Raw genomic sequence first — 23,680 nt, 5'->3', positions numbered from 1 at the left:
AAGCCGAGAGCGTGGGAGAGGGCGCCCGTGGGCGGTGCGGGGACGGCCTGCGGGGGCGCGACCGGAGCGGCCTCCGGGGTCGTCGCGTCGGCCGGTCCGCGGGGGAGGAGCCGATCGTCGGCTGCGCGGGCTCGACGGGGCCTGCGGAGGAGGGGCTCGAGGAGCGGCGGTCGGAGGCGCCGGATCCGGCACCGGGAGCGGAGGGGTCCGCAGTCGCCGCCGCATCCTCCGCGGGCGAGGCGGCGGTCGGCGTCGACACCGCTTCCGGGGCGGTCGTCGCCTCGGGCGCGAGTGCGGCGGAGGCGAACACCACGGAGAGCACGAGGGTCGTCGTCGGGACGAACGCGGCGAGAGCGCGGGTGGTGCGGGTCACGGACGGTCCAGTTCTGCGGGCTCTGCGATGCGCCCGCCTGTGATTACTACCAGGAGCGCGAAGTGCTCTGCACCCCCGCTTCCGGGTGGAGTGCCGCGGAGCGCGCCAGCGGGCTCGGCCATGCTCGTGCGCCCACCTCCTCGACGAGGCGGCGCTGAGCCGGATCGATCAGGCGACCGATCTCCTTCTCGGGGAGCGCCTGCGGGGGAGCGGCCGTTCCTTCCCGCCCGCGGAGATCGACGTGACGGCGCTCCCGCCCAGGCCCGGCACGTCCTTCGGCATCTGGAGCCCTGAGCCGCGCGCCTCGAGCCCGCACTCGCCCTGCGCCTCGGATGATGTGCCGCACATGCAGAGGAGGGAGCGCCCGCGGGCACTCCCTCCTCCGTCACGACCGGTCGACCGGCCGCCGTGCGCTCAGCAGACGCGGGCCGGGTAGCCCACCGTCTGCGCGAGGGTCTCGGAGCCCGCCGTGGCGGTCACCGTCACCTGGCCGCCCGGCATGCTCGCCAGGCGGGTGGTGAACGCGGCCGATCCGCTCGCACCCGCGGCCACCGCGGTGACCGTCTTCGAGCCGTACGCCGAGGCCATCGCGACGTCGATCGGAGCGGTGCCGCCGTTCTTGGCGAGGACCGTCAGCGCCGCCTTCCCGGCGACGCAGCGCGACGTCACGGTCACCGGCACCGTCAGCGCCGGGGCGGCCGCCTCGGGGACGACGATCTCGCCGATCTTGAGGAACGAGCCCGGCGTGGAGAAGGTCAGCTTCAGGCCGGTGGCCGAGACCGCCGCGAACGGGATCGTGGTCAGCGTGCCGTTCGCCGCCGGAGCGACGTTCTGCGCGGTGGTCGACTTCCAGGTGCCGTCCTCGGCGCGGTAGGCCACGCTCACCGACGCCAGGGTGCCCTCGGTGTTGGTGAAGGTGAGCCCGGCGACGCGGTGCGCCTCGGTGTTCGTCAGCGTGAACTCGGCGCTGCCGGCGAAGGTGCCGTCGGTCCAGGTCGACCAGGGGGTGCTCACGTTGCCGTCGCAGGCGTTCTTCGCGGGGAGGGTCGCGTACTTCGTCTGGCTGAACGACGCCGAGACCGCGGCTCCGGGGACGCGGCAGACGTTCGTCGGCGGCGCGGTGCCCCAGATCTGCACCTCCGAGACCGACTGCCACGTGTTCGCCGCGCTGGTGAGGTGCAGGCGGAGGCCCGTGGTGTCGGGCAGGGAGGACAGGTCGAGGATCGCCGTCGGGGCGGATCCGGTCGCGGCCTGGCTGAAGGTGGTGGCGACCGAGGAGGTCGTCCATGCGCCGTTCACCTGGTACTCGACCTCGATCCGCGAGGGCCAAGTGGCGGTCGCACCGTCCTTGTAGGTGCTGACCGTCACCGAGTCGAGGTTCTGCGCCGCGCCCCAGGAGAAGGAGAGGCGGCTGTCGCGCGGGTAGCCGGCCGAGGACCAGTCGTCCCAGCCCTTGCCCTTGACGTCGCCGTCGATGAGCTTGCCGGCGAGGTCCGTGCGGCTCGAGACCGCGACGGACGCTCCGGGAGCGAGGTTCGCGATGCCCGGCTCCGCCACCTCGATCGTGCGGGTGAAGCGGCGGCCGGAGGAGAATCCGGCGTCGGCGGCGAGCGTGCCCGTCACCTGCACCGTGCCGAGCTCGGCGGGGCCGGGGGCGGCCCAGGTCACGGCGACGTCGCGGGTCGAGCCGTTGCTCGCGACCGAGACCGTCGAGGGGAGCGCGGCGGCGATGTCGGCGCCGCGGCGGACCTGCTTCGGCAGACGGGCGTCCACGACCGACCAGACGCCCTCGCCGACCCCCTTGTCGTCCCAGTAGGAGAGGTTCCAGCCGGATCCCCAGCGCGCCGGGTCCTCCTGAGCCGGGTTCCGCATCTCGAGGCGGCCGTTCTCACCGACCGTCATCGGGAGCCAGACGTAGGTCGAGTCCGACTTGCCCTCGTTCCACCGGTCGCCCATGTAGACGTACTTCCCGGGAGCGAGCGTGAGGACGTTCGTCGACTGCGAGCCGAAGGTCGTCTTGCGGGAGTCGCCGATCGAGAGCAGGCCGTCGCCGCCCTCCGGGATCGCGTTGTAGGCGACGTTCTCGTCGGCGTCGCCCTTCTCGACTCCGCGGGTCCACGCGCCGAGGATCGAGTCGGCGGTGTAGTAGGTCTGCGGGTTCGGCGCCCAGCCGGTCGCTCCGGAGGCGATCGTGTAGTACTTGCCGCCGTTGGCGAAGATCGCGGGCGCCTCGAGGTGTCCGCACTCCTTCACGATCTGGAAGTCGGTGCCGCGCACCGGTGCTCCGGCCGCACCGTCGGCGAAGACGTAGGGGTACGTCCCGTCGGCCGAGTACTGGTTCGCGTCGAGGGTGTCGGTCGTGGTGGTCCGCTCGACGTTGGTGTAGTCGGCGTCCAGCTTCGCCACGTAGAGCGAGTAGTTCTCCTCGGAGGAGTAGGAGATGTACGCGGTGCCGTCCTCGTCCTGGAAGACGGTCATGTCCCGTGCCTGGCCAGGCACGGCGGAGGTGGTGCAGGACTTGTAGTCCGTGCGGTTGTAGAGGCGGTAGACGCCCTGGAGCGTGAAGGGCCCGGTCGGGCTGTCCGAGACGGCGACTCCCGCCATCGAGCGCGCATAGGTGCTGCCACCCGGGGTGATGCGGCCGTCGGAGTGCCACCACATGACCCACTTGCCGGTCTTCTCGTTGAAGAGGACCTTGGGGCGCTCGAAGATGGCGGTGTTCGGCGAGGCCTGCGTCGTGTCGAGGTGGTAGTCGAGCTCCGCGATGCGGTCGGCGCGAGGGGCTCCGGAGTCGTCGACGGTGTCGTAGAGCGCGTCGAAGTAAGGGGCCTCGAGGTCGGCCGGAGCCGAGACGCTGCGGAGCGCGGTTCCCTTGTTCTCCCAGTTGTGGCCGTCGGTGGAGCGGTAGACCGCGACTCCGGGGCTGTTCCAGTAGCCCTTCGTGCGGTCCTCGCCGTACCAGTACTGGACCTGCTGACCGCCCTCCTCGACGGTGACGATCTGGCCGCCGTGCGCCTGGATGTGGCGGCCGTCGGTGTCGTACCAGAAGGGCTGGAAGTAGCCGGCCGCGGTGCTGCCCGGGTCCTGGACCGCCGGGTAGTCGGTGTAGGTCACGGGCGTCGAGGTGCGCGGCACTTCGTCGTCGGGATCCGTGGCCACGGCGGCCGAGGCCGACTGCGCTCCTGTCCCCAGGAGTGCTGCGACGAGCAGCGCGGCCACCGCCGCGGCGGCCGTTCGTGGTCGAGACGTCATGCTGTGCTCCTTTGCACCGGGGACTTCGCGCATGTTCACGCAAACATCAGGCTTCCACGAGGCTCTGATGACGTCAACATCCTGATCGACCGACGGCCGGGCGTCGGACGGCCGCCCGGGCTCCGTCTTGGCCGCTCAGCGCTCCGGCGCGAACGCCCCGCCCGGGCCGAAGGCGAGCTCCGCGAACCGGCGGCCGATGAGCTCGTGCGCTTCCGGATCCGGGTGCAGGCCGTCCGGGAGCGGGAGCCGCTGGGCGTCGTCCGGCCCGTAGAGCGCGAGCCCGTCGAGCAGTCGCAGGTCCGGGTCGTCGGAGCGCGCGGCGACGACCTCGGCCAGCGCCTCGCGGACGATCCGCAGGGTCAGCCGTCCGTTCGTGGTGTCGCCCGGGTCGCCGGTCGCGACGAAGCGCGGCGCCCCGGTCGTGAAGGACGCGGGATCGACGTCGCCCGGCCCCGGCGTGTCCTCGTGGATCCCGCAGAAGAGCGGAGTGACGAGGAGCAGCGGCGTCGCGGGATGGCCCTCGCGGATCGTGTCGAGGAAGCCGTGCACCGCCGGCACGAAGGTGCGGCGGCGCATGCCGTCGAGGTTCACGAGGTTGATGCCGAGCGCGACACTGATCAGGTCGGCAGGAGTGTCCCGCATCACGCGAGCGGTGAAGGGGTCGACGAGTGCGCTCCCGCCGAAGCCGAGGTTCACCAGGCGGGCGCCGCTCGCCCGGGCGGCCACGGCCGGCCAGATGCCCGAGGGGCGCGCCGCGTTCGAGCCCTGGCTGATCGAACTGCCGTGGTGCAGCCAGACGGGGCCGGAGAGCGGCGCGGGTTCGAGCGGTGCGTCGGACCGCAGGGCCACGAGGTCCACCGCCTCGTTGTGCGGGAGGAGCAGCTCCACGCGAGACGGCCCGGCCGGGAGGTCGAGCCCGACCGTGTCGAGAGGTCCGGGGAGGAGGGCCCGGTCACCGGTCGCGAGGTCGAATTCGATCGCGTCGCCTCCGGTGAGCGCGTGGGAGGCGGTCATCTCGCCGTCGACGACCGCGTCGACTGCGCCGCGCGGCCGGGGCAGCCCCCGATAGGCGACCCGTGTCGCGTGCACGTCGAGCTCGATCCGTCGCGCCTCGGTGACGAAGGAGATCCGGACACCCGAGGGCTGCGCCTCCATCAGCAGGAGCTGCGCATCCGCATCGCGCTCGCGGACCGCGCGGGGGAGGCGGTGCGGCCGGACTCCGCGGGGCACCTCCTCCAGCTCGATCGCGCCGTGGACGAGCCGTTCGGTGAGGGGTGTGCTGATCATGCGGGGATGTCCTTCCGGCGGGTCCAGTGGCTGAAAAGAAAGTGCAGGCAGGCGAGGAGCTCGCTCCACGACTGCGCGGGGGTCGGGCTGCTGTGCGCGAAGCTCCCGAGCCGTTCGAGGGTGAGGAAGCCGTTCAGAGCGGCGCCCGTCACTCGGACGGCGTGCACCCGGTCCTCGGCGGGGATCGCGTAGCCGAGGAGGACCGCATCTGTGAGCTGCACGACGCGGCGGGCGGCCGGGGCGGCGACCGCGTCCGGCCCCGCAGTGCGCTGCAGCGACTCCCACAGGCCCGGCCGCTCGCGCGCGAAGGAGCGGTGGGCGTCGGCGAAGCCGTCCAGCGCCTCCCGGGCGGAGCGTCCGGCGATCGCGACGGCGATGCGGTCGGACAGCTCGTCGAGGGCCAGGACCGTGACGCCGTCGCGGAGTGCGGCGAGATCGCGGACGTGCGTGTAGAGGCTCGGCGTCTGCACCTCGAGCGAGCGGGCGACGGCGGCCAGGGTCACGGCGGCGAGACCATCGGCGTCGGCGATCGCGGCGGCGCGATCGATGACGGCGGAGCGGGTGAGGGAGCGACGGGGCACGCGTTGATCCTAATACCCCTAGGTTTTCACATATGGACATTCGGAAGCTCCGACGCCCGAACCGCGATCGCCCCCGAGCCGGAGGGCTCGAGGCGATCGAACGTGCGGTGCGGCCTAGCCGCCGACCGCCTGGCGAGCGCTATCGAGCCCGCTCAGTTCTTCCGGATATCGATCTCAGGGCTGCGAGGATCTCGCGCGCTCGAGGATGGCCGCGATCACGGCGGACTTCGCCTCGGCGTAGTCGTTCCCGTCCTCCCAGCGCCGGAGGAGGAGAGACGCCTTCGTGCTGCGGTAGAGCTCGCGGTCGGACGGGTCGGTGCGCAGCCGGTCGCGCAGGAGGAGGTACGCGTCGATCGCGGGATGACCCTCCTCGTAGATGTGGACGTGGGCGTCCCGTCCGGGCGTGCGGACGAGCCGGTGCCCGGGCTCGCGGGTGCGCAGGACGTAGCCGGCCTCGAGCAGCGGCGCGACGTGGTCCTCCTCCGCCGTGACGTCGGGCACGACGACCAGCACGTCGACGATCGGCTTCGCGGGCAGGCCCGGGACGGAGGTCGAGCCGATGTGCTCGACACGCACGCCCGGGACGGCCCCGAGGATGCGCCGCCGGTGCTCCTCGAACAGGGCGGACCACTCGGGGTCGTGCTCGTGCAGGGCGAGCTCGAGCGGCTCCGGTCCACCGACGAGCTCGACGGAGACGACGTCGGGGCGGCTGGGGGAGCGGTGCGGAGTCACCGGGTCATCCTGCCAGGGGTGCCGCAGGGCGGGTGCGGTTCACTGGAGCGGTGAGCACCCTCCTCGTCACCGCGCACCCCGACCGCGACTCCCTCACCGCCGCCCTCGCCCGGCGGCTGCGGGAGGAGCTCGGCCCCGACGGAGTGGAGACGGCCGACCTCGACGCCGAGGGCTTCGACCCGCGGTTCGGCGCGGCCGACCGGGACCGCTACCGCGGTGTCGGCCCGGTTCCCGACGACGTCCTCCGCGAGCAGCGCCGGCTCGACGGCGTCGACCACCTCGTGCTCGTCTTCCCCGTCTACTGGTGGTCGATGCCCGCGCTGCTGAAGGGCTGGATCGACCGCGTCTTCCTCGCCGGCTGGGCCTTCGACATCGACCCCGTCCACGGCACGCAGCGCAGGCTCGGCGCCCTGACCGTCCACCTCGTGCTCGTCGCGGGGGACTCCGCCGGGACCTACGAGCGGCACGGCTACGAGCAGGCGCTGCTGACGCAGATCCAGCACGGGATCATCGACTACTGCGGAGCCCGGCGCGGCGGGGCCGTCTTCGTCCACGAGTCCGAGCGCGAGGACGACGCGAGCCGCCGGGCGGCGGTCGAGGACGCGGTCGAGCGGACCGTGGAGGCGATCAGGGCTGATCCGCCTGCAGCGCTCCGGTGACGAGGGCCTGCACGAGGGTGTCGGCGTCGTAGTCCGGATCGTGGGCGGCGCCGATGCAGAGGTTGCCGATGCCCTTGAGGAGCATGTAGCCGCTGAGGCTCGACGCCGGGATCCGGGCGGGTCGTGCCGCCTCGAGCAGGTCGCCGCAGACGGGGACGAGCCGCTCCACGAAGTAGGCGTGCAGGGCGTCGGATCCGGCGCTGTCGCCCTGGAGCGCACCGGCGAGGCCGTGCTTGGTCACCAGGAGGTCGACGAAGTGGGCGACCCAGGCCCGGAGGGCGGCCTCCGGAGTCGCGCTGTCCGCGAGCAGCCGTGGGCCCGCCTCCGCGCAGGCCTCGACCTGGTGGCGGTAGACGGCGACCACGAGCTCCGAGCGGGTCGGGAAGTGCCGGTAGATCGTCCCCATGCCGACGCCGGCCTCCGCCGCGATCTCGCGGACCGGCGCGTCCACGCCGGAGGCCACGAACACCATCGCCGCGGCGGCGAGCAGAGCGTCGCGACTCGTCCGCGGTCGGCCGGGCGTGCGGGGCGCACGGTCGCTCATCGGTTCTCCTTGCTTTTCGGAGCGGCGCTCCGTAATGTCTCCGAGCGCAGCTCCACCACGTTCCGGAGCAGCGCTCCGCAATGTTCCGGAGCAGTGCTCCGACGATTGTGCCAGAGCGCCGCCCCCCAGGAAGGATCCTCGTGCCCACTCCGCTCCTCGACTCGTCGACCCCCGGTGAGCACCGCCCGATGCGCGCGGTCCGCACGGCCGAGCGCGACCCCTCTCGATCCGTCGCGAACGGCCCGTCGCCGAGGGGCGGACGGGCCGCTCGCGACGGATGAGCGGAGCGGGTCCTGCCGTCAGCGCGGGGCGCGCAGCCCGGCGAGCGGGCCGTCGTGCAGCGGCTCCGTCTCCCAGCGGACGCGGGCGGTGCGGTCGGGAGCGAGCTCGACGTGCAGGCGGTGCGGGGTCTCGAGGAACACGACGTCGACCAGCACGCTGTCGCCCGAGGGTCCGGCGCTCGCCGCGAACGGCCCGTCGACGGTCCAGGCTCCTGCGCCGGGCGTCACGGCGAAGCGCTCGTCGCCCTCGATCAGCGCGAGCGTCCAGCCGCCCTCGTCGGCCGTCACCTCGACGGCGTCGGGCCACGATCCGACCGGCGTGTAGCTCCCGGTCGCGGGGGAGGCGCCCTCGAGCGGGCGAAGGGCGAGCTCCGACAGCCGGTCGGCCAGCCGGGCGTCGGCCTCCGCCGTGGACCCGCGGCCGACGGCGGGGAGCAGGTGCTCCCAGGCGAGCGCGAGCAGCGTCTGCGTGTCCGAGGTCTGGCCGGTCAGCGCGATCACGAGCCCGTGCTCGGGCACGATCAGGCTGAACTGCCCGTACGCGCCGTCCGCGCGGTAGCCGTGCAGTGACCGCCAGAACTGGAAGCCATAGCCCTGCTGCCAGTCCGGTCCGCCGTCCTCGTGGGTCGGGACGTGCGCGCGGGACGCCTCGGCGACCCACTCCGGTGAGAGGATCCGCCGGTCGCCCCAGCGCCCCTCCTGCAGGTACAGCAGTCCGAGCGCAGCGGCCGCCTCGGTGGTGGCGTGCAGCCCGCTGTAGCCGAGCTCGCGCCCCGAGTCGTCGCGATGCCAGGCGACCTCGCCGATGCCGAGCGGATCGAGCAGGCGCGGGCGCAGGTAGTCGGTCAGCGACTGCCCGCTCACGCGCTGCACGATCGCGGCGGCGGCGAAGGTGCAGGGCTGGTTGTAGGCGAAGACGCTGCCCGGCTCCTGCTCCGGCGGGAGGAGGAGGAAGCCGCGCACCAGGTCGGCCGGGTCCGTCTCCTCGGCGCGGTCGATCGTCTCGGCGGAGTGGCCGCTCGCCATCGCGAGGACGTGGCGGACGCGGATCGCACGCGAGCGCGGGTCGGTGATCTCGTCGTCGAGCTCGGGGAAGTACGAGAGGACGGTGGCGTCCAGGTCGACCAGGCCCTCGGCGACCGCGAGGCCGACGGCGGTCGCGGTGAAGCTCTTGCTCAGCGAGTAGAAGAGGTGCAGCCGCTCGGCCGAGTACGGCGCCCACCAGCCCTCGGCGACGACGTCGCCGCCCTGCACGACCATCAGGCCGTGCAGCTCGACGCCGGGAGCGGCCTCGACCCCTTCGACGAAGGCCAGCACTCCCTCGGCGTCGACGGAGCGGGCGGACGGGGTGCTTCTCGGCAGTGAGCGCGTCATCCCCCGATGCTACGACCGGGGCGGCACCGCCTCCGCCCGGGGGCAGGAGGCGGCGCCGCCTAGGCGGTCGGCTCGGCGGGGAAGGGGCCGAGGCCGAGCAGGAAGCGGAGGATCGCGTCGGCCGGCACGCGCAGGGCGGGGCCGGAGCCGAGCTCCCACTCCGCGTCGGTCGGAGCGAGGGTGCGACCGCGGACGGCGGCGCGGATCGCGAGCGGCGCGCGCTGCAGGCGGTCCAGGGCTACCCCGCCGGTGATGCGGGAGGAGAGAGCGAGCGGCTCGGGGGAGAGCGCGAGCTCGACGCGGACGACCTCGACCAGCTCAGTGACCGAGCGGGGACCCGCGCCGGCGCGGCGAGCGGAGGCGAGAGCGGCCAGGGCCGGGGCGATCTCGGCGGGAGGAGGAGGGGAGGAGGCCTCGCGGGCGCCCATCCGCGTCGCGAGGCGCTGGCCGGTGCTGCTCGAGAGCCGCACGACGAGCTCTCCGAGCAGGGCGTCCCGGGAGACGGCACTGGCCGCCTCGCCCTCCGTGGTGGAGGGGGAGGCGGCCAGGACGGCGAGGCGGTCGAGCCTCTCGGCGACGAGGGGGCGCCAGTCGTTGCTGACGCCCGTCTCGTCGACCGAGGGCCCGGTGCTCAGCGGCAGGAACCGCGACCAGTCGGGCACGACCGCAGGGCCTAGCGTCCGCCCGAGCGGCGCTTGTTGTAGACGTCGAAGGCGACCGCGAGCAGGAGCACGAGGCCCTTGACCGCCTGCTGCCACTCGATGCCGATGCCCATGATCGACATGCCGTTGTTCAGGACGCCGATGATGAGGCCACCGATGATCGCGCCGCCGATGGTGCCGACGCCGCCCTGGACCGCCGCGCCGCCGATGAAGGCGGCCGAGATGGCCTCGAGCTCGAAGCCGTCGCCCGCCTTCGGGCCGGCGAGGTTGAGTCGTGCGGTGAAGACGAGGCCGGCCAGCGCCGCGAGGACGCCCATGTTGACGAACAGCCAGAAGGTGACGTTGCGGGTCTTGATGCCGGACAGCTCCGCGGCGTGCAGGTTGCCGCCGATCGCGTAGACGTGACGGCCGAAGACGGAGCGGTTCATGACCACGCCGTAGATCAGGACGAGCACGGCGAGCACGATCAGGGTGACCGGGATGCCCTTGAAGGTGGCCAGCGCGAAGGAGAAGGCCGCGATCACGACGGAGACGAGGACGAGCTTGGTGACGAACCAGGCGCCCGGCTCGACGCTCTGCGCGTACTTCTGGCGGCCACGGCGGGTGCGCACGGACTGCACGGCGAAGGCGACGATCGCGAGCGCGCCGATGACGAGCGACAGCGGGTCGAGGTCGGTCTCGCCGAACAGGTCGGTGAGGAAGCCGTTGCCCAGCGCGCGGTACTCGGTCGGGAAGGAGCCGATGTTCGCGTTGCCGAGGACGACGAGCGCCAGGCCGCGGAAGATCAGCATGCCCGCCAGCGTCACGATGAACGCCGGGATCCCGACGTAGGCGATCCAGAAGCCCTGCCACGCTCCGACCAGGGCGCCGATGAGGAGGGAGAGGACGATCGACAGCCACCACGGGAGACCCATGTTGACCGCGAAGACGCCCGAGATCGCTCCGACGAACGCCGCGACCGAGCCGACCGAGAGGTCGATGTGCCCGGCCACGATGACCATCACCATGCCGATGGCGAGGATCAGGATGTAGCCGTTCTGGACGATCAGGTTCGAGATGTTCTGGGGGCGGAGGAGGATTCCGCCGGTCATCACCTCGAACAGCAGCACCACCACGATGAGGGCGATGAAGATGCCGTTCTTGCCGAGGTCGCCCAGCACGTGGCTGAGGCGCTTCGTGAAGGCGTTCTCGGTGGGCTTCACCTGCGCACCGGCCGCGGTGGACGGTTCGTTCTGCAGATCGGTCATCGTTGCTTCTCCTGGGTCATGAGGGTGAGGACCGCCTCGGGCGTCGCCTCGGCGATGGGCAGCTCGCCCGTGATCCGGCCCTCCGACAGCGCGTAGACGCGGTCGCAGATGCCGAGCAGCTCCGGCAGCTCGGAGGAGATGACGATGATCCCCTTACCCTGCGCCGCGAGCCGGTTGATGATGGTGTAGATCTCGTACTTCGCACCCACGTCGATGCCGCGGGTGGGCTCGTCGAGGATGAGGACGTCCGGGTCGGAGTAGATCCACTTCGACAGGACGACCTTCTGCTGGTTGCCGCCGGAGAGCTTCCCGGTCTTGGCGAGCACGGTCGGCGACTTGATGTTCATGCTGCCGCGGTACTCGTTGGCGACCTCGAACTCGCGGTTGTCGTCGACGAGTCCGCCGCGGGCGACCTTGTCGAGCGACGCGAGCGAGATGTTCCGCTTGATGTCGTCGATGAGGTTGAGGCCGTAGTGCTTGCGGTCCTCGGTCGCGTAGGCGAGCCCGTGGGCGATCGCCTCCGAGACGTTGCGGATCTTGATCTCCTTGCCGGCCTTGAAGACCTGGCCGGAGATGCGGCTGCCGTAGGAGCGGCCGAAGAGGCTCATCGCGAACTCGGTGCGCCCGGCGCCCATGAGCCCGGCGATGCCGACGATCTCGCCGCGGTGCACCGTCAGGTTGACCTTGTCCACCATGACGCGGGTCGGGTCCTGGGGGTGGTGGGCCGTCCAGTCGACCACGCGCAGGATCTCCTCGCCGATGTGCGGCGTGTGGTCCGGGTAGCGGTGGTCGAGGTCGCGGCCGACCATGTCCTTGATGATGCGGTCCTCGGTGACGTCGTCGTGAGCGATCGTCTCGATGGTCTTGCCGTCGCGGATGACCGTGACGGTGTCCGCGATCTTCTTGATCTCGTTCAGCTTGTGGCTGATGATGATCGACGTGATGCCCTGCTCCTTGAGGTGCAGGATCAGGTCGAGCAGGTGGTCCGAGTCCTCGTCGTTCAGGGCCGCGGTGGGCTCGTCGAGGATGAGCAGCTTGACCCGCTTGGAGAGCGCCTTCGCGATCTCGACGAGCTGCTGCTTGCCGACTCCGATCTCCATGATCTTGGTGGTCGGGTTCTCGCGCAGACCCACGCGGGCCAGCAGCGCCGCCGCCTCCTGGTTGGTCTTGTTCCAGTCGATCAGGCCGCCGAAGCCGCGCACCTCGTTGCCGAGGAAGATGTTCTCCGCGATGGAGAGGTAGGGGCTGAGGGCCAGCTCCTGGTGGATGATGACGATGCCCTTCGCCTCCGAGTCGCGGATGCTGGCGAACTGCATCACCTCGTCCTCGAAGACGATGTCGCCCTCGTAGGTCCCGTGCGGGTAGACGCCCGACAGGACCTTCATCAGCGTCGACTTGCCGGCGCCGTTCTCCCCGCAGATCGCGTGGACTTCGCCGCGCTGTGCGTTGAGCGTGACGTCCTGGAGCGCCTTCACGCCCGGGAACGTCTTGGTGATGCCGCGCATCTCGAGGATGTTCGAGGTCACGCCGCCTCCCTTCCTTCGTAGTGGGGGAGGGCGCCCAGTGGGCGCCCTCCCGGGGTGTTCCTTCTCGGGTGAGGAGAGAGGACTAGCCGTTCACTTCCGCGTCGGTGTAGTAGCCGCCGTCGACGAGGACGGACTGGATCTGGTCCTTGGTGACGATGACCGGCTCGAGCAGGAAGGACGGGACGACCTTCTTGCCGTTGTCGTAGGTGTCGGTGTCGTTGACCTCGGGCTCGGTGCCCTCGAGCACGGCCTGGGCCATCTTCACGGCCTCCTTGGCGAGCTCGCGGGTGTCCTTGTAGATGGTCGCGTACTGCTCGCCGGCGATGATCGCCTTGACGGAGTCGAGCTCGGCGTCCTGACCGGTGATGATCGGGAAGTCGGAGCCGACGGTGTAGCCGGCGTCGGTCAGAGCCGAGATGATGCCGCGGCTGAGGCCGTCGTAGGGCGAGAGGACGCCCTGGACCTTGGAGCCGTCGGAGTACGTCTTGGTGAGGATGTCCTCCATGCGGCTCTGGGCGACCTCGCCGTCCCAGCGGAGCGTGGCGACGGTGTTGAAGTCGGTCTCGCCGGACTTCACGACGAGCGTCTTGTCGTCGATGTACGGCTGGAGGGTGTCCATCGCGCCGTTGAAGAAGAACGTGGCGTTGTTGTCGTCGGGGCTGCCGGCGAACAGCTCGACGTTGAACGGGCCGGCGGGGGCGTCGGCGGCCTTCGCGCCGGTGAGGTCGGTGAGACCGAGGCCCGCGAGGAGCGAGGTGGCCTGCTGGACGCCCACCTTGTAGTTGTCGAACGTGGCGTAGTAGTCCACGTTCTCGGAGTCGCGGATGAGGCGGTCGTAGGCGATGACGGGGATGTCGTTGGCCTTGGCCTCCTCGAGCACGCTCGTGAGGGTGGTGCCGTCGATCGAGGCGACGATCAGGGCCTTGGCGCCCTTGGTGATCATGTTCTCGAGCTGCGAGACCTGGGTAGGGATGTCGTCCTCGGCGTACTGCAGGTCGACCTGGTAGCCGGCCTCCTCGAGCTGCGACTTGACGTTGTTGCCGTCAGCGATCCAGCGCTCGGACGACTTGGTCGGCATCGCGACGCCGACGAGGCCGCCGTCGCCGGATCCCGAGCCCGAGCCGCCACCGGTTCCGGAGGAGCAGGCGGCGAGGGAGAGGATCATCGCTCCGCCGGCGATGCCGGCGATGAGAGCGCGCTTCATTGTGGTCACTGTGATTCCTTCGTCATTGAATGCAGTGGATGCAGGGCCGCCCTCGGGATCGGGGCGGAGATGTGATGCCATGTGAGCGATCACATTGCGTCATGCTAGACCCGACGGCGCCGTTCGTGTCAACGCGCACGTCTCGACTCGGTAACGGGACACCCGCGGCGCGTCGTCCGCTCTCGGAGCGTTGCTGTCAAGGGTCCCCGGCCCCGGAAGGGAGCCGGAGCCGTCGGCGTTGCGTCCAGCACTGTCGAAAGGACGCACACCATGACGAAGACCTGGTTCATCACCGGCGCCTCGAAGGGCTTCGGCCGCGAGTGGGCCGAGGCGGCGCTCGAGCGCGGCGACTCGGTCGCCGGGACCGCCCGCCGGATCGAGACCCTCGACGCCCTCGTCGAGGAGTACCCGGACACGTTCCTCCCGCTGACCCTCGACGTGACCGACCGCGCGGCCGGCTTCGCCGCTGTGCAGGCCGCGGCCGAGCGGTTCGGCCGGCTGGACGTCGTGATCAACAACGCCGGCTACGGGCACTTCGGCATGATCGAGGAGCTCACCGAGGAGGAGGTCCGCGCGCAGCTCGAGACCAACGTCTTCGGCGCCCTCTGGGTCACCCAGGCCGCGCTGCCGATCCTCCGCGAGCAGGGCTCGGGCCACATCGTCCAGGTGTCGAGCATCGGCGGCATCAGCGCGTTCCCCTCGATCGGCGCGTACCACGCGTCGAAGTGGGCGCTCGAGGGCTTCACCCAGTCGCTGGCCGCCGAGGTCGCCGGCTTCGGGATCCACGTGACCCTCGTCGAGCCCGGCGGGTACTCGACCGACTGGTCCGGTCCCTCCGCGTCGCGCAGCGAGCCGATCGCCGCGTACGACGAGGTCCGGGAGGCAGCGAGCCGACGCCCCTCCGCCGCTCAGCAGGGCGACCCGCGGGCCTCGCGCCTCGGGATCCTCGCGGTCGTGGACGCGGACGAGCCGCCGCTGCGGATCTTCTTCGGGCGCGCGCCACTGGGCATCGCGACGGCGGACTACGAGTCGCGCCTCGAGACCTGGAAGCGCTGGAACGACGTGTCGATCGCCGCTCACGGCGAGTGATCCCGGGCGGTCGCGGCGCGAGGGCGTCGCGGCCGCCGGTCAGCGCGAGGCGGTGACGCTCGCGCTCCGGGGGACGGCCGTGGATCCGCGGACGACCAGCTGCGGAGCGATCGGCGCCGCCTTCTCCGGCCGGTCGCCCTCGATCAGGCTGAGCAGCGCGGCCACGCACCGGCGTCCGAGCTCCACGAAGTCCTGGCGGACGCTGGTCAGCGGCGGCCAGTAGAACGCCGCCTCGGGGATGTCGTCGAAGCCGATGACGCTGACGTCCTCCGGCACGCGGACCCCGCGCTCGTGGAACGCGCTCATCAGTCCGAGCGCCATCTGGTCGTTCCCCGCGAACACCGCGGTGAAGTCGAGGAAGCGCGAGAGCTCGAGGCCCACGCGGTGGCCGCGCTCGGCGCTCCAGTCGCCGAGCAGCGGCGGGCGCAGCGGGATCGAGCGGTGGTCGAGCTCGGTGAGGTAGCCGCGCATCCGCGCCTCGGCCTCGATCCAGTCCTGCGGGCCGGCGAGGTGCACGATCTCGGTGTGCCCGAGGTTGATCAGGTGCCCGGTGGCGATGCGGGCGCCGGCCATCTGGTCGACGTAGAGCGCGTCGTCGCGGTCGTCCTCGCTCGTCTGCAGCGTCACGTGCGGGATGCGCAGCGCGACTCCGGACAGGATGTCGAAGACGCGGATCTGCGGGGCGACGACCACGAGGCCCTCGACCGCCTGGTTGAGCAGATGCCGGATCCCGGCCTGGATCGACGCGCCGTCGGTGCCGTCGACGTTGGCTGTGACGACGAGGTAGCCCGCGTCGCGCGCCGCCACCTCGATGGCCTGGATGCTGGAGGCCGGACCGTACTGCAGGCTCTGCGAGGACAGCACGCCGACGGTGCGGGTGCGGCTGGTGACCAGTGCCCGCGCGGCGAGGTTGGGGCGGTAGTCGAGCTCGGCCATGACCTCGAGCACGCGCTTCTTCGTCTCGGCGCGGAGGCTCGGGTGGTCGTTCAGGACCCGGGAGACGGTCTGGTGCGAGACGCCGGCCGCGCGGGCGACGTCGTAGATGCTCGGCGCCCGCGACGCGGGCTTGTCTTCCGGCATCGGGCACCGCGGCTCTCTGTGATCGGCGCCTCCGACGCAGGACCGGGGCGCCCTCACGGGCGGCTCGCCCGTCCGCGGGCGCGTGTGAGCACACTTTACGTCCCTCGGCGCGGGGCCCTGCACACCGACGGAACCTCGACGGCTCGGACGCGTGCCGCTCCCGGATCGGCCGGACGTTCCGGCACCGCTGGTGCGGGCGCGCCGGAACGACGCGATCCGCGCCTCCGCCCCGCGGTCGTCGCAGCGGGTGGTCGACGCGGTCGGGTCAGCCGTCGAAGACCTCGGCCGAGGCGAAGGCCGCATCGGAGCGGAGCACGGCGACGAGGTCCGCGGGACAGTCCTCGAAGGCCGTCCTCTCCGGACCGGGAGGCGTGTGCGCTCGGACGTCGACGACGGATCCCTGGGGCGCGACGGCGTCGGGCGATCACAGGCGCCACCCTGCGGTCCGGGGTACTTTCCCGCGTGTGAACGACAGCGACGAGAAGTTCGGGAGAGGCTGGCGCATCGATCTCGGCGAGCCGCCGGAGAGCGTGTCCGGCGATGTCGCCGACGCTCTCGATAAGGTGTCCGCGGAATTCGCGGCATTCCGGAGCGGGACTTCCGGCGAGGGCGGAGAAAGGGCCGCGGCCCTCCGCGGAGCCGCCCGACTCGGGGCCGGAGAGCACCGGCTCGCCGTCGCCTCGGGGCTGACGCGGGAAGGCGTCCGCGCCTTTCTCGCGGGGGGATGACAAGCCGTCGGAGAGGCGGTTCCCCCGTGCCTCGACAAGCCGGCGCCGAAAGAAGAGAAAGGCCTCGAGAAGGCGCGGCATCCGGAGAGATCGGAGACGACGAATGGACGACGAGGAGTGGGCTGGGTACCTTCTCGCGATGGAGCGCCGAGCACCGACGGATCAGGACGGCGCGACCGCGGAACGCCGTGACGCGATGGTGGCGGCCGTCCTGCGGGAGCTCGACGGGGTCGATCCGTACGGACTCGAGCCGGGTCGCGAGGACGGCGCTCCCCGCGACGAGTACGCGTCTGAGGCGGCCCCGATCGCGAGCATCCTCCTGCGCCGAGGACGGATCACCGGCGAGGAGCTCGACGCCGTCTGGCGGTTCTGGTTCGGCGAGCCGCTGAGCGCCCTGCTCGGCGACGGCTTCGCCCCGCTCCTGGCGCGGCTCGACCGGCTCGCTCCTCCCTCGGCGGAGGACTGACGGGCGTCGGGTTCCGGCGGCGGACCGGCCGCGATCGCGGCGTCCCGTATCGCTCCGCCCAGCTCCGCCCAGCTCCGCCCAGCTCCGCCTAGCTCCGCTCGCGGAAGAAGCGGATGAGCTCGCGCAGGGCCGGGAGCGTCGCGCTCTCGGCCTCGGCGTCGTCGAGGTCGTCGAAGGAGGTGCGGAGCCCGGCGGCGTCGGCGTCGGCGGCGGACTCGAACGCCATCGACCACTCCGGGAACAGCCGCTCCCGGATCGGCTCCTCGAGGAGGGTGCGCAGCTGCGCGTGGCGCTCGTCGGCGGCGATGACGGCCATCCGCTCGCGCAGGACCGCGTCCGGCCCCTCGAGCACCTGGAGGAATCGGCCGTCGCGGTGCAGGAGCATGCCGGTCAGGCCGAGGCGCTCGTTGTTCGCGCGGCACTGGGCGAGCAGCGCGGGGAGGTCGGCGTCCGTGAAGCCGGCGGAGGTGCGGCTGGAGTAGACGAGGGAGAGCATGGCGTCCGTTCCGGGTGGGGGAGGCGGGCGCCTCCGCTCCCAGTGGACCACCGACAGCGCCTCCCGCACGGCCACTTCCGCCGGCGGCGGCAGGCTGCTAGAGCTAGCCGACCGTGATCGGAGCGGCGGACGGACGGGTGCCCTGCCGCATCCAGACGAAGAAGCCGACCAGGGTGAACGCGCCGTAGAAGACGTACATCAGCCCCGACGCGTAGTAGCCGGCCGAGAACAGCAGCGGCACGCCGACCAGGTCGACGGCCACCCAGATGAGCCAGAACTCGGTCCAGCCCTTCGCCATGCCGTAGGTGGCGAGGACGGAGCCGACGAAGATCCACGCGTCGCTCCAGACCGGCTCGTAGGAGCCGAGCGCGCGGAACACGGGGGTCAGCACCGCGGTGCCGCCGACCATCCCGAGCACCAGCAGGCCGCGGGTGCGCCACGACGCCCAGCGCGGCTCGATCAAGGTGGTCGAGTCGTCGGGGCGGTGGGTCCACCGGTACCAGCCGTAGACGCTGACCAGGATGAACATCACCTGCCGCCCGGCCTGGCCGAGCAGGTTGACGGGGTTCGGAGTGCCGAACAGGGCGCCCATGAAGACCGTGAACAGCAGCACGTTGCCGATGAGGCCGACGGGCCAGGCCCAGACCTTCCTCCGCATCCCGCCGAGGGCGCTGAGGAGCCCGAAGACGTTGCCGATGACCTCCCGCCAGAGGACGGTCTGCTCGCCGATGACGATCTGCGCGTCGAACAGCCAGTGCACGAGGTCCACGAGGCCTTCTTCCTGAGTCGGGATGCCGGGTGGTGCAACCCTGCCCCATCCCGGGCCATTCCCGTCGCGGGCTGATGAGGGCGCCGCGCTCGAACCACGCTGGATCCCGCTCCGGGGCGGGGAGCGCGACCGGCGCCCCGCTGTGCCGCCGCGACCGTAGGCTGGCGGGATGACGTCCCGGGTGCGACTCCTGCTGGCCTCGTCGCACCCCGGGCCGACCGTGACGGTCACCGTGCTGGCGACCGTGATCGCGGCGGCGTCCGGGCATCCGCTCGGGCAGGTCGTGCTGGTGGCGCTCGCCGTGCTGCTCGGGCAGCTCTCGATCGGGCTCGCGAACGACTGGATCGACGCCGACCGCGACCGCGCGGTGGGGCGCACCGACAAGCCGGTCGCGCAGGGGCTGATCGGCGTGGGCGCCGTCCGCACCGCCGCACTGGGGACGGCCGCGGCCGCCGTGGTGCTCTCGCTGCTGCTCGGACCGGTCGCCGCGGTCGCGCACCTGGTGCTGGTCGCCGCGGGCTGGGCCTACGACGCGGGGCTCAAGCGCACGGTCTGGTCCGTCGTTCCCTTCGTGGTCGCCTTCGGGCTGCTGCCGGTGGTGGCGGTGCCGGCGGGCGACGGCCGGGTCCCCGCCTGGTGGGCGATCGCGACCGGCGCCGTGTTCGGCGTCGCGATCCACTGCACGAACGTGCTCCCCGACCTGGTCGACGACGAGGCCACCGGGGTCCGCGGCTTCCCGCACCGCCTCGGCCTGCGGCTCTCCGGAGTCGTCGCCTTCGGGTCGCTGGTGGTCGCCGCGCTGCTCGTGCTCGTCGGACAGCTCGTCGGCGACCAGCCGGTGCGCGGGACGGGCGTGGTGCTCGCGGTGATCGGGACCCTCGCGGTGGTCGTGCTCGCCGCGGCGGGCATCCGCCTGGTGCTGACCGGCCCGCCCACGCGCACCCTGTTCCGGCTGGTGATCGCGGCCTCGCTCGTGCTGGTGGTCGAGCTCGGGCTGGCGGGCGCGCGGCTGGTCGGCTGACCGGCCGCCCTCAGGACCAGCGCATCGCGTAGACGCGGGCGAGCAGGTCCGAGGTCGGCAGGGCGAGGGCGGTGCGGAGGAACGCCTCGCGGCCGCGGTGCGCGAGCGTGCCGAGCGGGCGTCCGAGCGCCATGTTCGCCTCCGCCTGCCGCGCCGCGCGCCGGGCCGCGGTGGTGCGCCGCCGGGCGAAGCCGGGCCAGGGGCCGGCCTCGCCGCAGCGCACGGCACCGGCCAGGAGCGGGGCGAGCTCGGCGGCGTCGAGCCAGCCGAGGTTCATGCCCTGCCCGCCGATCGGACTGATCTCGTGCGCGGCGTCGCCGATGAGCACGACGCGGCCGACGCCCATCAGCTCGGCCTCGCGGCGCCGCACCTGGAATCCGCTGAGCATCGTGCAGGTGTCCGGGTCGGCGTCGGCGCCCGTCCGGTCGCGGACAGCGGCGGCCAGGGCGCGCGCGGCCTCCTGGTCGGGTGCCTCCTCGGGCCGCCAGGCGGGGGCGCCGAGGGAGCGGTCGGGGCCGCTCAGGGCGACGTACCGGCGCCGACCGCCCGGGAGCGGGAAGGACTCCACCACTCCGGCCGGACCGACGTCGACCAGCGCGGTGCCGGTGAGACCGCCGGGCTCGGGGTCGGCGAAGTCGCCCATCACGTAGCGGTCCGGGTAGTCGCGGCCGGTGGTGCGGATCCCGAGCAGGTCGCGGACGGTGCTGCGGGCGCCGTCGGCTCCCACCACGAAGGCGGCGCGGACGGAGACCGGCTCGCCGCCCGGTCCGGTGCCGGTCGCCTCGACGGTGGAGCCGCGGCGGAGCAGGCCGGTCAGCGCGACCCCCGGGCGCAGCGCGTCCGGGGCCGCCGCCTCGAGGCGCTCGCGGAGGATCGCCTCGGTGCGGTGCTGGTCGAGGGTGACGACGTAGGGGTGCGTCGCGGAGGCGCGCGCGAACGAGAGCGTGCCGAGGGTGCGGCCCCGGCTGCGCGCGACGCCCTCGCGGACCCGGGTGGCCTCGGCCAGCACGGGAGCATCGGCGCCGATCGCGGCGAACGCGTCGAGCGTCGGCGGATGGATGCCGATCGCCCGCGAGCCGCGCGGCACCGAGGAGCGCCGCTCCCACACCTGCACGTCCACTCCGGCCCGCGCCAGGAGCGCGCCGAGCAGGAGTCCGACCGGACCGCCGCCGACCACGAGCACGTCCGTCTCCGCTGTCACGGGTCGAGCCTAGGGAGCGGCGGCGCGGCGGGCGAGGGGGTGCGCTCGACCGCCGCGCGTGCTCAGGGTGCGAGCGGAGGCGTCAGAGCGCGTCGACGGCGGCGAGGATCTCCTCGGTCTCCGTGCGCGTCGTGTAATCGACGTGCACGTCCGCCGTGCGGACGATCCGGTCGACGTCGACGACCAGGACGGTCGGATACGGGACGGCCGGGGTGTCGTCGGCGTTGCTGTCCTTCACGGCGAAGCCGAGCGCGGTGTGCGCCTCCTGCGCCTCGCCGCTGGGGGCGGTGACGATGCCGAGAGCGCTCGCGAGCGTGTTGCCGGGGTCGGAGACGACGGTGAAGCCCAGGTCGCCGTTCGCGACCGCCGCGCGCGATCCGTCGGGGGTCTGCGGGCTGATCGCGACGAGGGCGACTCCGCGCGACGCGAGCTCGGGGGCGAGGGTCTCGTTGTAGTGCTTGAGCGTGATGTTGCAGTACGGGCACCAGGCTCCGCGGTAGAAGACGAGGACGGCCGGGCCCGCGCCGAGGACGTCCGCGAGGTCGACGGTGTCGCCGTCGACGGTCACGACGGAGGCGGCGGGAAGCGCGTCGCCGGCGGTGACGGCTCCGCTCGGGGCGCCGGCGGCGACGAGGTCGTCGCGCTCGCCGGAGAAGACGGCGGCGAGCTCGGGGCCGACCGTCTCGTCGAAGCCGACGGTGAACTGGTCGAGCTGGGTGCGGACGGAGGTGCTGGTCATCGGAAGTCCTTCGGTCGTGACGGTCGTGGTCCCCCGTCCGGGAGCCTAGGCATGCAGGGGACCGGGCGCCGGGCGCCCGTCACGCGGCGTCACACGACGGCCGACGCGTGTCGGCCGGCGTGCGTGGGACCGGCCCCGTCGCTCCGTCACTCCGGGGCGACGACCAGCTCGCCGCCGGCGGAGCGCGAGACGCACGGCATGATCCAGCGGTCCTGTTCCTCGGGGGTCAGCACCAGGTCGCGCTGCTCCGCCCTCCCGCCGACGAGGCGCAGGCGGCAGGTGCCGCACGTGCCCGACTCGCAGGAGGAGTCGACGTCGATCCCGGAGGAGCGGAGCGCGGTGAGGAGCGAGCGGTCGGCCGGGACCTCCACGACGGCACCGGTCGGCTCCCAGACGGCGGCGAAGGGGACGGCCCGGTCGCCGACGGCGTCTACGCCCGCGAAGTCCTCGACGTGGATCCGGCTCGGGCGCCAGTGCATCGTGAGGGCGAGGACCTCGTCGATCAGCGCGGACGGACCGCAGCAGTAGATCCGGGCGTCGTCGTCGGGCTCGGCGACGAGCGGCCAGAGGTCGAGCCGGCCGTGGATCGCACTGTGGTGCACGAGGGAGCCGTCGGCGGAGAACTCGTCGAGCCACGCCGTGTCCCCGGGGGTGCGGCTGAGGTAGACGACCTGCACGGCCGAGCCCTGCGCCCGGAGCTCGGCGGCCATGGCGCGGATCGGGGTGACCCCGATCCCGCCGGCGATCAGGAGGTAGCGGGCGGCGGGCCGGAGGACGAAGGTGTTCGCGGGCGGCGCGGAGGAGAGGACGTCGCCGACGCGGACGTCGTCGTGGAGGCTCCGCGATCCGCCCCGACCCCCGGGCTCGCGGCGCACCGCGATCGCGTAGTGCGACGGCTCCGCGGATCCCGGCTCGACGAGGCTGTAGCTGCGGCGCTCGCCGGAGGGGGTCGTGAGCGTGAGGTGCGCGCCGGCGGAGTAGCCGGGCAGCGGGGCGCCGTCCTCGCTCCGAAGCACGAAGCGGGTGACGGCCGGGGTGAGCGCCTCGCGCTCGGCCACCACGAGCCGCAGCTCAGCCACGGAGCACCAGCTCGTCGCCCACACCGAGCGTGCCGCCGTCGAGGACCTCCGCGTAGACGCCGAGGAGCTCGTGGCCGTAGGTCTCGTGCAGCAGCCGGGGGACCGGCAGGTCGCGCCGACCGGTGCCCGGCTCGACCTCGGTCGCGGCGCACCGCTCGGTGGCCTTCGTGATCCGCAGCCGCAGCCCGCCCGCGGTGAGCTCGCGCCCGAGCAGCTCGAGCTCGCTCCACGCGGGCAGCCCCTCGAGGTGGATGTTCCCGCGGAACCGCAGCGGATCGACGCTCCGGCCGGTGCGCTCGGCGAGGTCGCGGACACTCGCCAGGTTGATCAGCGAGACGTACTCCATCTCGACATCGGAGTTGTGGGCCGTGTCGGTGTAGCGGCGCCCCGCGTCCTGGGCGATCACGGGCTCGACGCCGGGCGGCAGGTCGAGCACGCGGGCGGCGAAGGAGCGCAGTGCGGCCCGGCCGTCCTCCGCGCCGAGGTCGGCGGAGAGGACCCGGTGACCGCGGACGTCGACGGTGAGCACTCCGCTGTCGGGGTCGAGGTGCGTGGTCAGGCCGGCGAGGCGCGCCTCGGCGACGAGCACGAAGTACTCGCGCTTGGAGATGCCGTGCCGCATGCCGGGCCGGTAGGCGCCGCCGGGGCGGGCGAGGGCGATCGTGCGGTCGAAGGGGACGCCGCGGCCGGCGGTGAGCTCGACGCGGGGGAGCGGCTGCGGGGTCAGGCCCTTCACCGGGTAGACGAAGAGGCCGTCCACGCGTGTCGTCATGCCCCATCCTGGCGCATCGCCGGGAAGCCGGCAGGGCCGTCGCGGCGCAGCGGAGCGCGAGGAACGGACGCGGCGCCGTGCGGATCCTGCGAGGGCGGGCGGAGGGATCCGCTCCGGCGGGCCTCGTCAGTACTGGAGGGAGAGGCCGACCAGGGGCGGGACGACGAGCGCGCCCAGCTCGACGATCGCGACGCTCGCGCCGACGCCGAGCGTGACGGCCGAGAGCAGCCGGGCGCGGTCCTTCCGCGCGACGCCGATGACGCCGACGATCGCGGTCGCCGTCGCGAGCACGAGCATCGTGACCCCGAGGGCGGCGAAGAGCGCCCCGATCTGCGTGGTGTCGAAGCCGCCCTGGAACGCGAGGACCGGGATGGCCGTGGTGAGCGCGGTCCGCCCGATCTGCGCGAGGACGAGGACGATCGCGAGGACGAGGCCGACGATGCCGACGACGACCGGCGGGGCCGGGCCCGGGGATGATGGGCGCATGGGAACTCGTGGGGCCGGAGTGCTGTGGGTGG

24 protein-coding genes and 1 pseudogene are annotated in these 23,680 nt (G+C 72.6%); 6 read left to right on the top strand and 19 right to left on the bottom strand.

The genetic code is table 11. The annotated features are described in order from the left end of the window. The 5 genes and pseudogenes from C5C95_RS17715 to C5C95_RS15610 form a co-directional block, all read right to left on the bottom strand. Window positions 1–373: pseudogene (locus C5C95_RS17715) on the bottom strand (hypothetical protein); the annotation flags it as partial. A gap of 414 nt (window positions 374–787) precedes the next feature. Next, on the bottom strand, window positions 788–3,625 hold the full coding sequence (locus C5C95_RS15625) for a discoidin domain-containing protein (protein ID WP_104324802.1): 2,838 nt from the start codon (window positions 3,623–3,625) through the stop codon (window positions 788–790). 135 nt (window positions 3,626–3,760) lie between these two features. Then, window positions 3,761–4,912, bottom strand: a complete 1,152-nt coding sequence (locus tag C5C95_RS15620) for a GDSL-type esterase/lipase family protein (RefSeq protein ID WP_104324801.1) — start codon at window positions 4,910–4,912, stop codon at window positions 3,761–3,763. Next, a complete protein-coding gene (locus C5C95_RS15615; protein ID WP_104224976.1) occupies window positions 4,909–5,493 on the bottom strand; it encodes a TetR-like C-terminal domain-containing protein in 585 nt (194 codons plus the stop codon). The genes C5C95_RS15620 and C5C95_RS15615 overlap by 4 nt, the downstream gene beginning before the upstream one ends. Window positions 5,494–5,667: 174 nt before the next feature. Further along, entirely contained in the window at window positions 5,668–6,225 is a 558-nt protein-coding gene (locus C5C95_RS15610) for a GrpB family protein (RefSeq protein ID WP_104324800.1), read from the bottom strand. A 50-nt stretch (window positions 6,226–6,275) separates the two neighbouring features. Here C5C95_RS15610 and C5C95_RS15605 point away from each other — a divergent pair, with 50 nt between their 5' ends. After that, window positions 6,276–6,884 (top strand): NAD(P)H-dependent oxidoreductase, encoded by a 609-nt coding sequence (locus C5C95_RS15605; protein ID WP_104324799.1) that lies wholly within the window; start codon window positions 6,276–6,278, stop codon window positions 6,882–6,884. Here the strand turns inward: C5C95_RS15605 and C5C95_RS15600 are convergent. Then, window positions 6,853–7,428, bottom strand: coding sequence for a TetR/AcrR family transcriptional regulator (locus C5C95_RS15600; RefSeq protein WP_104324798.1), 576 nt, complete (start codon window positions 7,426–7,428; stop codon window positions 6,853–6,855). The genes C5C95_RS15605 and C5C95_RS15600 overlap by 32 nt on opposite strands. Before the next feature lie 140 nt (window positions 7,429–7,568). Between C5C95_RS15600 and C5C95_RS17595 the strand changes: the two genes are divergently transcribed. Beyond that, entirely contained in the window at window positions 7,569–7,709 is a 141-nt protein-coding gene (locus C5C95_RS17595; protein ID WP_181125733.1) for a hypothetical protein, read from the top strand. 18 nt (window positions 7,710–7,727) lie between these two features. Here the strand turns inward: C5C95_RS17595 and C5C95_RS15595 are convergent, their stop codons facing one another. From C5C95_RS15595 to chvE, 5 genes are all read right to left on the bottom strand, one after another. Next, the gene (locus C5C95_RS15595; RefSeq protein WP_104324797.1) at window positions 7,728–9,083 is read right to left on the bottom strand and encodes a serine hydrolase; all 1,356 of its coding nucleotides are present in this window, start codon (window positions 9,081–9,083) and stop codon (window positions 7,728–7,730) included. Window positions 9,084–9,142: 59 nt separating this feature from the next. Beyond that, window positions 9,143–9,745 carry a hypothetical protein gene (locus C5C95_RS15590; protein WP_104324796.1) on the bottom strand — a complete coding sequence of 201 codons (603 nt, stop codon included), beginning with the start codon at window positions 9,743–9,745 and terminating at the stop codon, window positions 9,143–9,145. Window positions 9,746–9,756: 11 nt separating this feature from the next. Next, window positions 9,757–10,992 (bottom strand): multiple monosaccharide ABC transporter permease, encoded by a 1,236-nt coding sequence (gene mmsB, locus C5C95_RS15585; RefSeq protein WP_104224982.1) that lies wholly within the window; start codon window positions 10,990–10,992, stop codon window positions 9,757–9,759. Then, a complete protein-coding gene (mmsA, locus tag C5C95_RS15580) occupies window positions 10,989–12,518 on the bottom strand; it encodes a multiple monosaccharide ABC transporter ATP-binding protein (protein WP_104247724.1) in 1,530 nt (509 codons plus the stop codon). Before mmsA ends, mmsB begins: the two co-directional genes overlap by 4 nt. Window positions 12,519–12,600: 82 nt before the next feature. Further along, the gene (gene chvE, locus C5C95_RS15575) at window positions 12,601–13,722 is read right to left on the bottom strand and encodes a multiple monosaccharide ABC transporter substrate-binding protein (protein WP_104224984.1); all 1,122 of its coding nucleotides are present in this window, start codon (window positions 13,720–13,722) and stop codon (window positions 12,601–12,603) included. A gap of 270 nt (window positions 13,723–13,992) precedes the next feature. Between chvE and C5C95_RS15570 the strand changes: the two genes are divergently transcribed. After that, window positions 13,993–14,811, top strand: a complete 819-nt coding sequence (locus tag C5C95_RS15570) for an SDR family oxidoreductase (RefSeq protein ID WP_104256397.1) — start codon at window positions 13,993–13,995, stop codon at window positions 14,809–14,811. A 39-nt stretch (window positions 14,812–14,850) separates the two neighbouring features. On the opposite strand, the gene C5C95_RS15565 is transcribed toward C5C95_RS15570, so the two are convergent. Further along, complete coding sequence (locus C5C95_RS15565) at window positions 14,851–15,891, bottom strand: LacI family DNA-binding transcriptional regulator (RefSeq protein ID WP_104324795.1); 1,041 nt, start codon at window positions 15,889–15,891, stop codon at window positions 14,851–14,853. 464 nt (window positions 15,892–16,355) lie between these two features. On the opposite strand from C5C95_RS15565, the gene C5C95_RS15560 reads away from it, so the two are divergent. Both C5C95_RS15560 and C5C95_RS15555 read left to right on the top strand, forming a co-directional pair. Then, on the top strand, window positions 16,356–16,619 hold the full coding sequence (locus C5C95_RS15560; RefSeq protein ID WP_104324794.1) for a hypothetical protein: 264 nt from the start codon (window positions 16,356–16,358) through the stop codon (window positions 16,617–16,619). Between the two features lie 139 nt (window positions 16,620–16,758). Continuing rightward, window positions 16,759–17,085, top strand: coding sequence for a hypothetical protein (locus C5C95_RS15555; protein WP_146087107.1), 327 nt, complete (start codon window positions 16,759–16,761; stop codon window positions 17,083–17,085). Between the two features lie 88 nt (window positions 17,086–17,173). On the opposite strand, the gene C5C95_RS15550 is transcribed toward C5C95_RS15555, so the two are convergent. Continuing rightward, window positions 17,174–17,581, bottom strand: a complete 408-nt coding sequence (locus tag C5C95_RS15550) for a BLUF domain-containing protein (RefSeq protein WP_104227402.1) — start codon at window positions 17,579–17,581, stop codon at window positions 17,174–17,176. A gap of 103 nt (window positions 17,582–17,684) precedes the next feature. Then, complete coding sequence (gene pnuC / locus C5C95_RS15545) at window positions 17,685–18,350, bottom strand: nicotinamide riboside transporter PnuC (RefSeq protein ID WP_104227403.1); 666 nt, start codon at window positions 18,348–18,350, stop codon at window positions 17,685–17,687. A gap of 169 nt (window positions 18,351–18,519) precedes the next feature. Between pnuC and C5C95_RS15540 the strand changes: the two genes are divergently transcribed. After that, window positions 18,520–19,371 carry a UbiA family prenyltransferase gene (locus C5C95_RS15540; RefSeq protein ID WP_104324792.1) on the top strand — a complete coding sequence of 284 codons (852 nt, stop codon included), beginning with the start codon at window positions 18,520–18,522 and terminating at the stop codon, window positions 19,369–19,371. 10 nt (window positions 19,372–19,381) lie between these two features. Here C5C95_RS15540 and C5C95_RS15535 read toward each other — a convergent pair whose 3' ends face one another. The 5 genes from C5C95_RS15535 to C5C95_RS15515 form a co-directional block, all read right to left on the bottom strand. Further along, the gene (locus C5C95_RS15535) at window positions 19,382–20,572 is read right to left on the bottom strand and encodes an NAD(P)/FAD-dependent oxidoreductase (RefSeq protein WP_104324791.1); all 1,191 of its coding nucleotides are present in this window, start codon (window positions 20,570–20,572) and stop codon (window positions 19,382–19,384) included. An 82-nt stretch (window positions 20,573–20,654) separates the two neighbouring features. Continuing rightward, window positions 20,655–21,311: a peroxiredoxin-like family protein gene (locus C5C95_RS15530; RefSeq protein ID WP_104261571.1), complete on the bottom strand. Its 657-nt coding sequence runs from the start codon at window positions 21,309–21,311 to the stop codon at window positions 20,655–20,657. 146 nt (window positions 21,312–21,457) lie between these two features. Next, the gene (locus C5C95_RS15525; protein ID WP_104336207.1) at window positions 21,458–22,390 is read right to left on the bottom strand and encodes a PDR/VanB family oxidoreductase; all 933 of its coding nucleotides are present in this window, start codon (window positions 22,388–22,390) and stop codon (window positions 21,458–21,460) included. Continuing rightward, window positions 22,383–23,162 (bottom strand): MOSC domain-containing protein, encoded by a 780-nt coding sequence (locus tag C5C95_RS15520; RefSeq protein WP_104324789.1) that lies wholly within the window; start codon window positions 23,160–23,162, stop codon window positions 22,383–22,385. Before C5C95_RS15520 ends, C5C95_RS15525 begins: the two co-directional genes overlap by 8 nt. A gap of 126 nt (window positions 23,163–23,288) precedes the next feature. Beyond that, entirely contained in the window at window positions 23,289–23,648 is a 360-nt protein-coding gene (locus C5C95_RS15515; RefSeq protein WP_104324788.1) for a hypothetical protein, read from the bottom strand. Between the last annotated feature and the right edge of the window lie 32 nt (window positions 23,649–23,680).

The sequence above is a fragment of the Rathayibacter sp. AY1B7 genome, from assembly GCF_002932735.1.
Classification (GTDB): domain Bacteria; phylum Actinomycetota; class Actinomycetes; order Actinomycetales; family Microbacteriaceae; genus Rathayibacter.
Note: the sequence above shows the minus strand (reverse complement) of the source record. Positions and strands in the feature narration are given on the sequence as shown.

Coding starts and splice junctions, on each gene's coding strand:
- C5C95_RS15625 (WP_104324802.1), bottom strand. CDS start 3,625: ATGACGTCTCGACCACGAACGGCCGCCGCGGCGGTGGCCGCGCTGCTC.
- C5C95_RS15620 (WP_104324801.1), bottom strand. CDS start 4,912: ATGATCAGCACACCCCTCACCGAACGGCTCGTCCACGGCGCGATCGAG.
- C5C95_RS15600 (WP_104324798.1), bottom strand. CDS start 7,428: ATGAGCGACCGTGCGCCCCGCACGCCCGGCCGACCGCGGACGAGTCGC.
- C5C95_RS15595 (WP_104324797.1), bottom strand. CDS start 9,083: ATGACGCGCTCACTGCCGAGAAGCACCCCGTCCGCCCGCTCCGTCGAC.
- mmsB (WP_104224982.1), bottom strand. CDS start 10,992: ATGACCGATCTGCAGAACGAACCGTCCACCGCGGCCGGTGCGCAGGTG.
- chvE (WP_104224984.1), bottom strand. CDS start 13,722: ATGAAGCGCGCTCTCATCGCCGGCATCGCCGGCGGAGCGATGATCCTC.
- C5C95_RS15570 (WP_104256397.1), top strand. CDS start 13,993: ATGACGAAGACCTGGTTCATCACCGGCGCCTCGAAGGGCTTCGGCCGC.
- C5C95_RS15565 (WP_104324795.1), bottom strand. CDS start 15,891: ATGCCGGAAGACAAGCCCGCGTCGCGGGCGCCGAGCATCTACGACGTC.
- C5C95_RS15555 (WP_146087107.1), top strand. CDS start 16,759: ATGGAGCGCCGAGCACCGACGGATCAGGACGGCGCGACCGCGGAACGC.
- C5C95_RS15550 (WP_104227402.1), bottom strand. CDS start 17,581: ATGCTCTCCCTCGTCTACTCCAGCCGCACCTCCGCCGGCTTCACGGAC.
- C5C95_RS15540 (WP_104324792.1), top strand. CDS start 18,520: ATGACGTCCCGGGTGCGACTCCTGCTGGCCTCGTCGCACCCCGGGCCG.
- C5C95_RS15530 (WP_104261571.1), bottom strand. CDS start 21,311: ATGACCAGCACCTCCGTCCGCACCCAGCTCGACCAGTTCACCGTCGGC.
- C5C95_RS15520 (WP_104324789.1), bottom strand. CDS start 23,162: ATGACGACACGCGTGGACGGCCTCTTCGTCTACCCGGTGAAGGGCCTG.
- C5C95_RS15515 (WP_104324788.1), bottom strand. CDS start 23,648: ATGCGCCCATCATCCCCGGGCCCGGCCCCGCCGGTCGTCGTCGGCATC.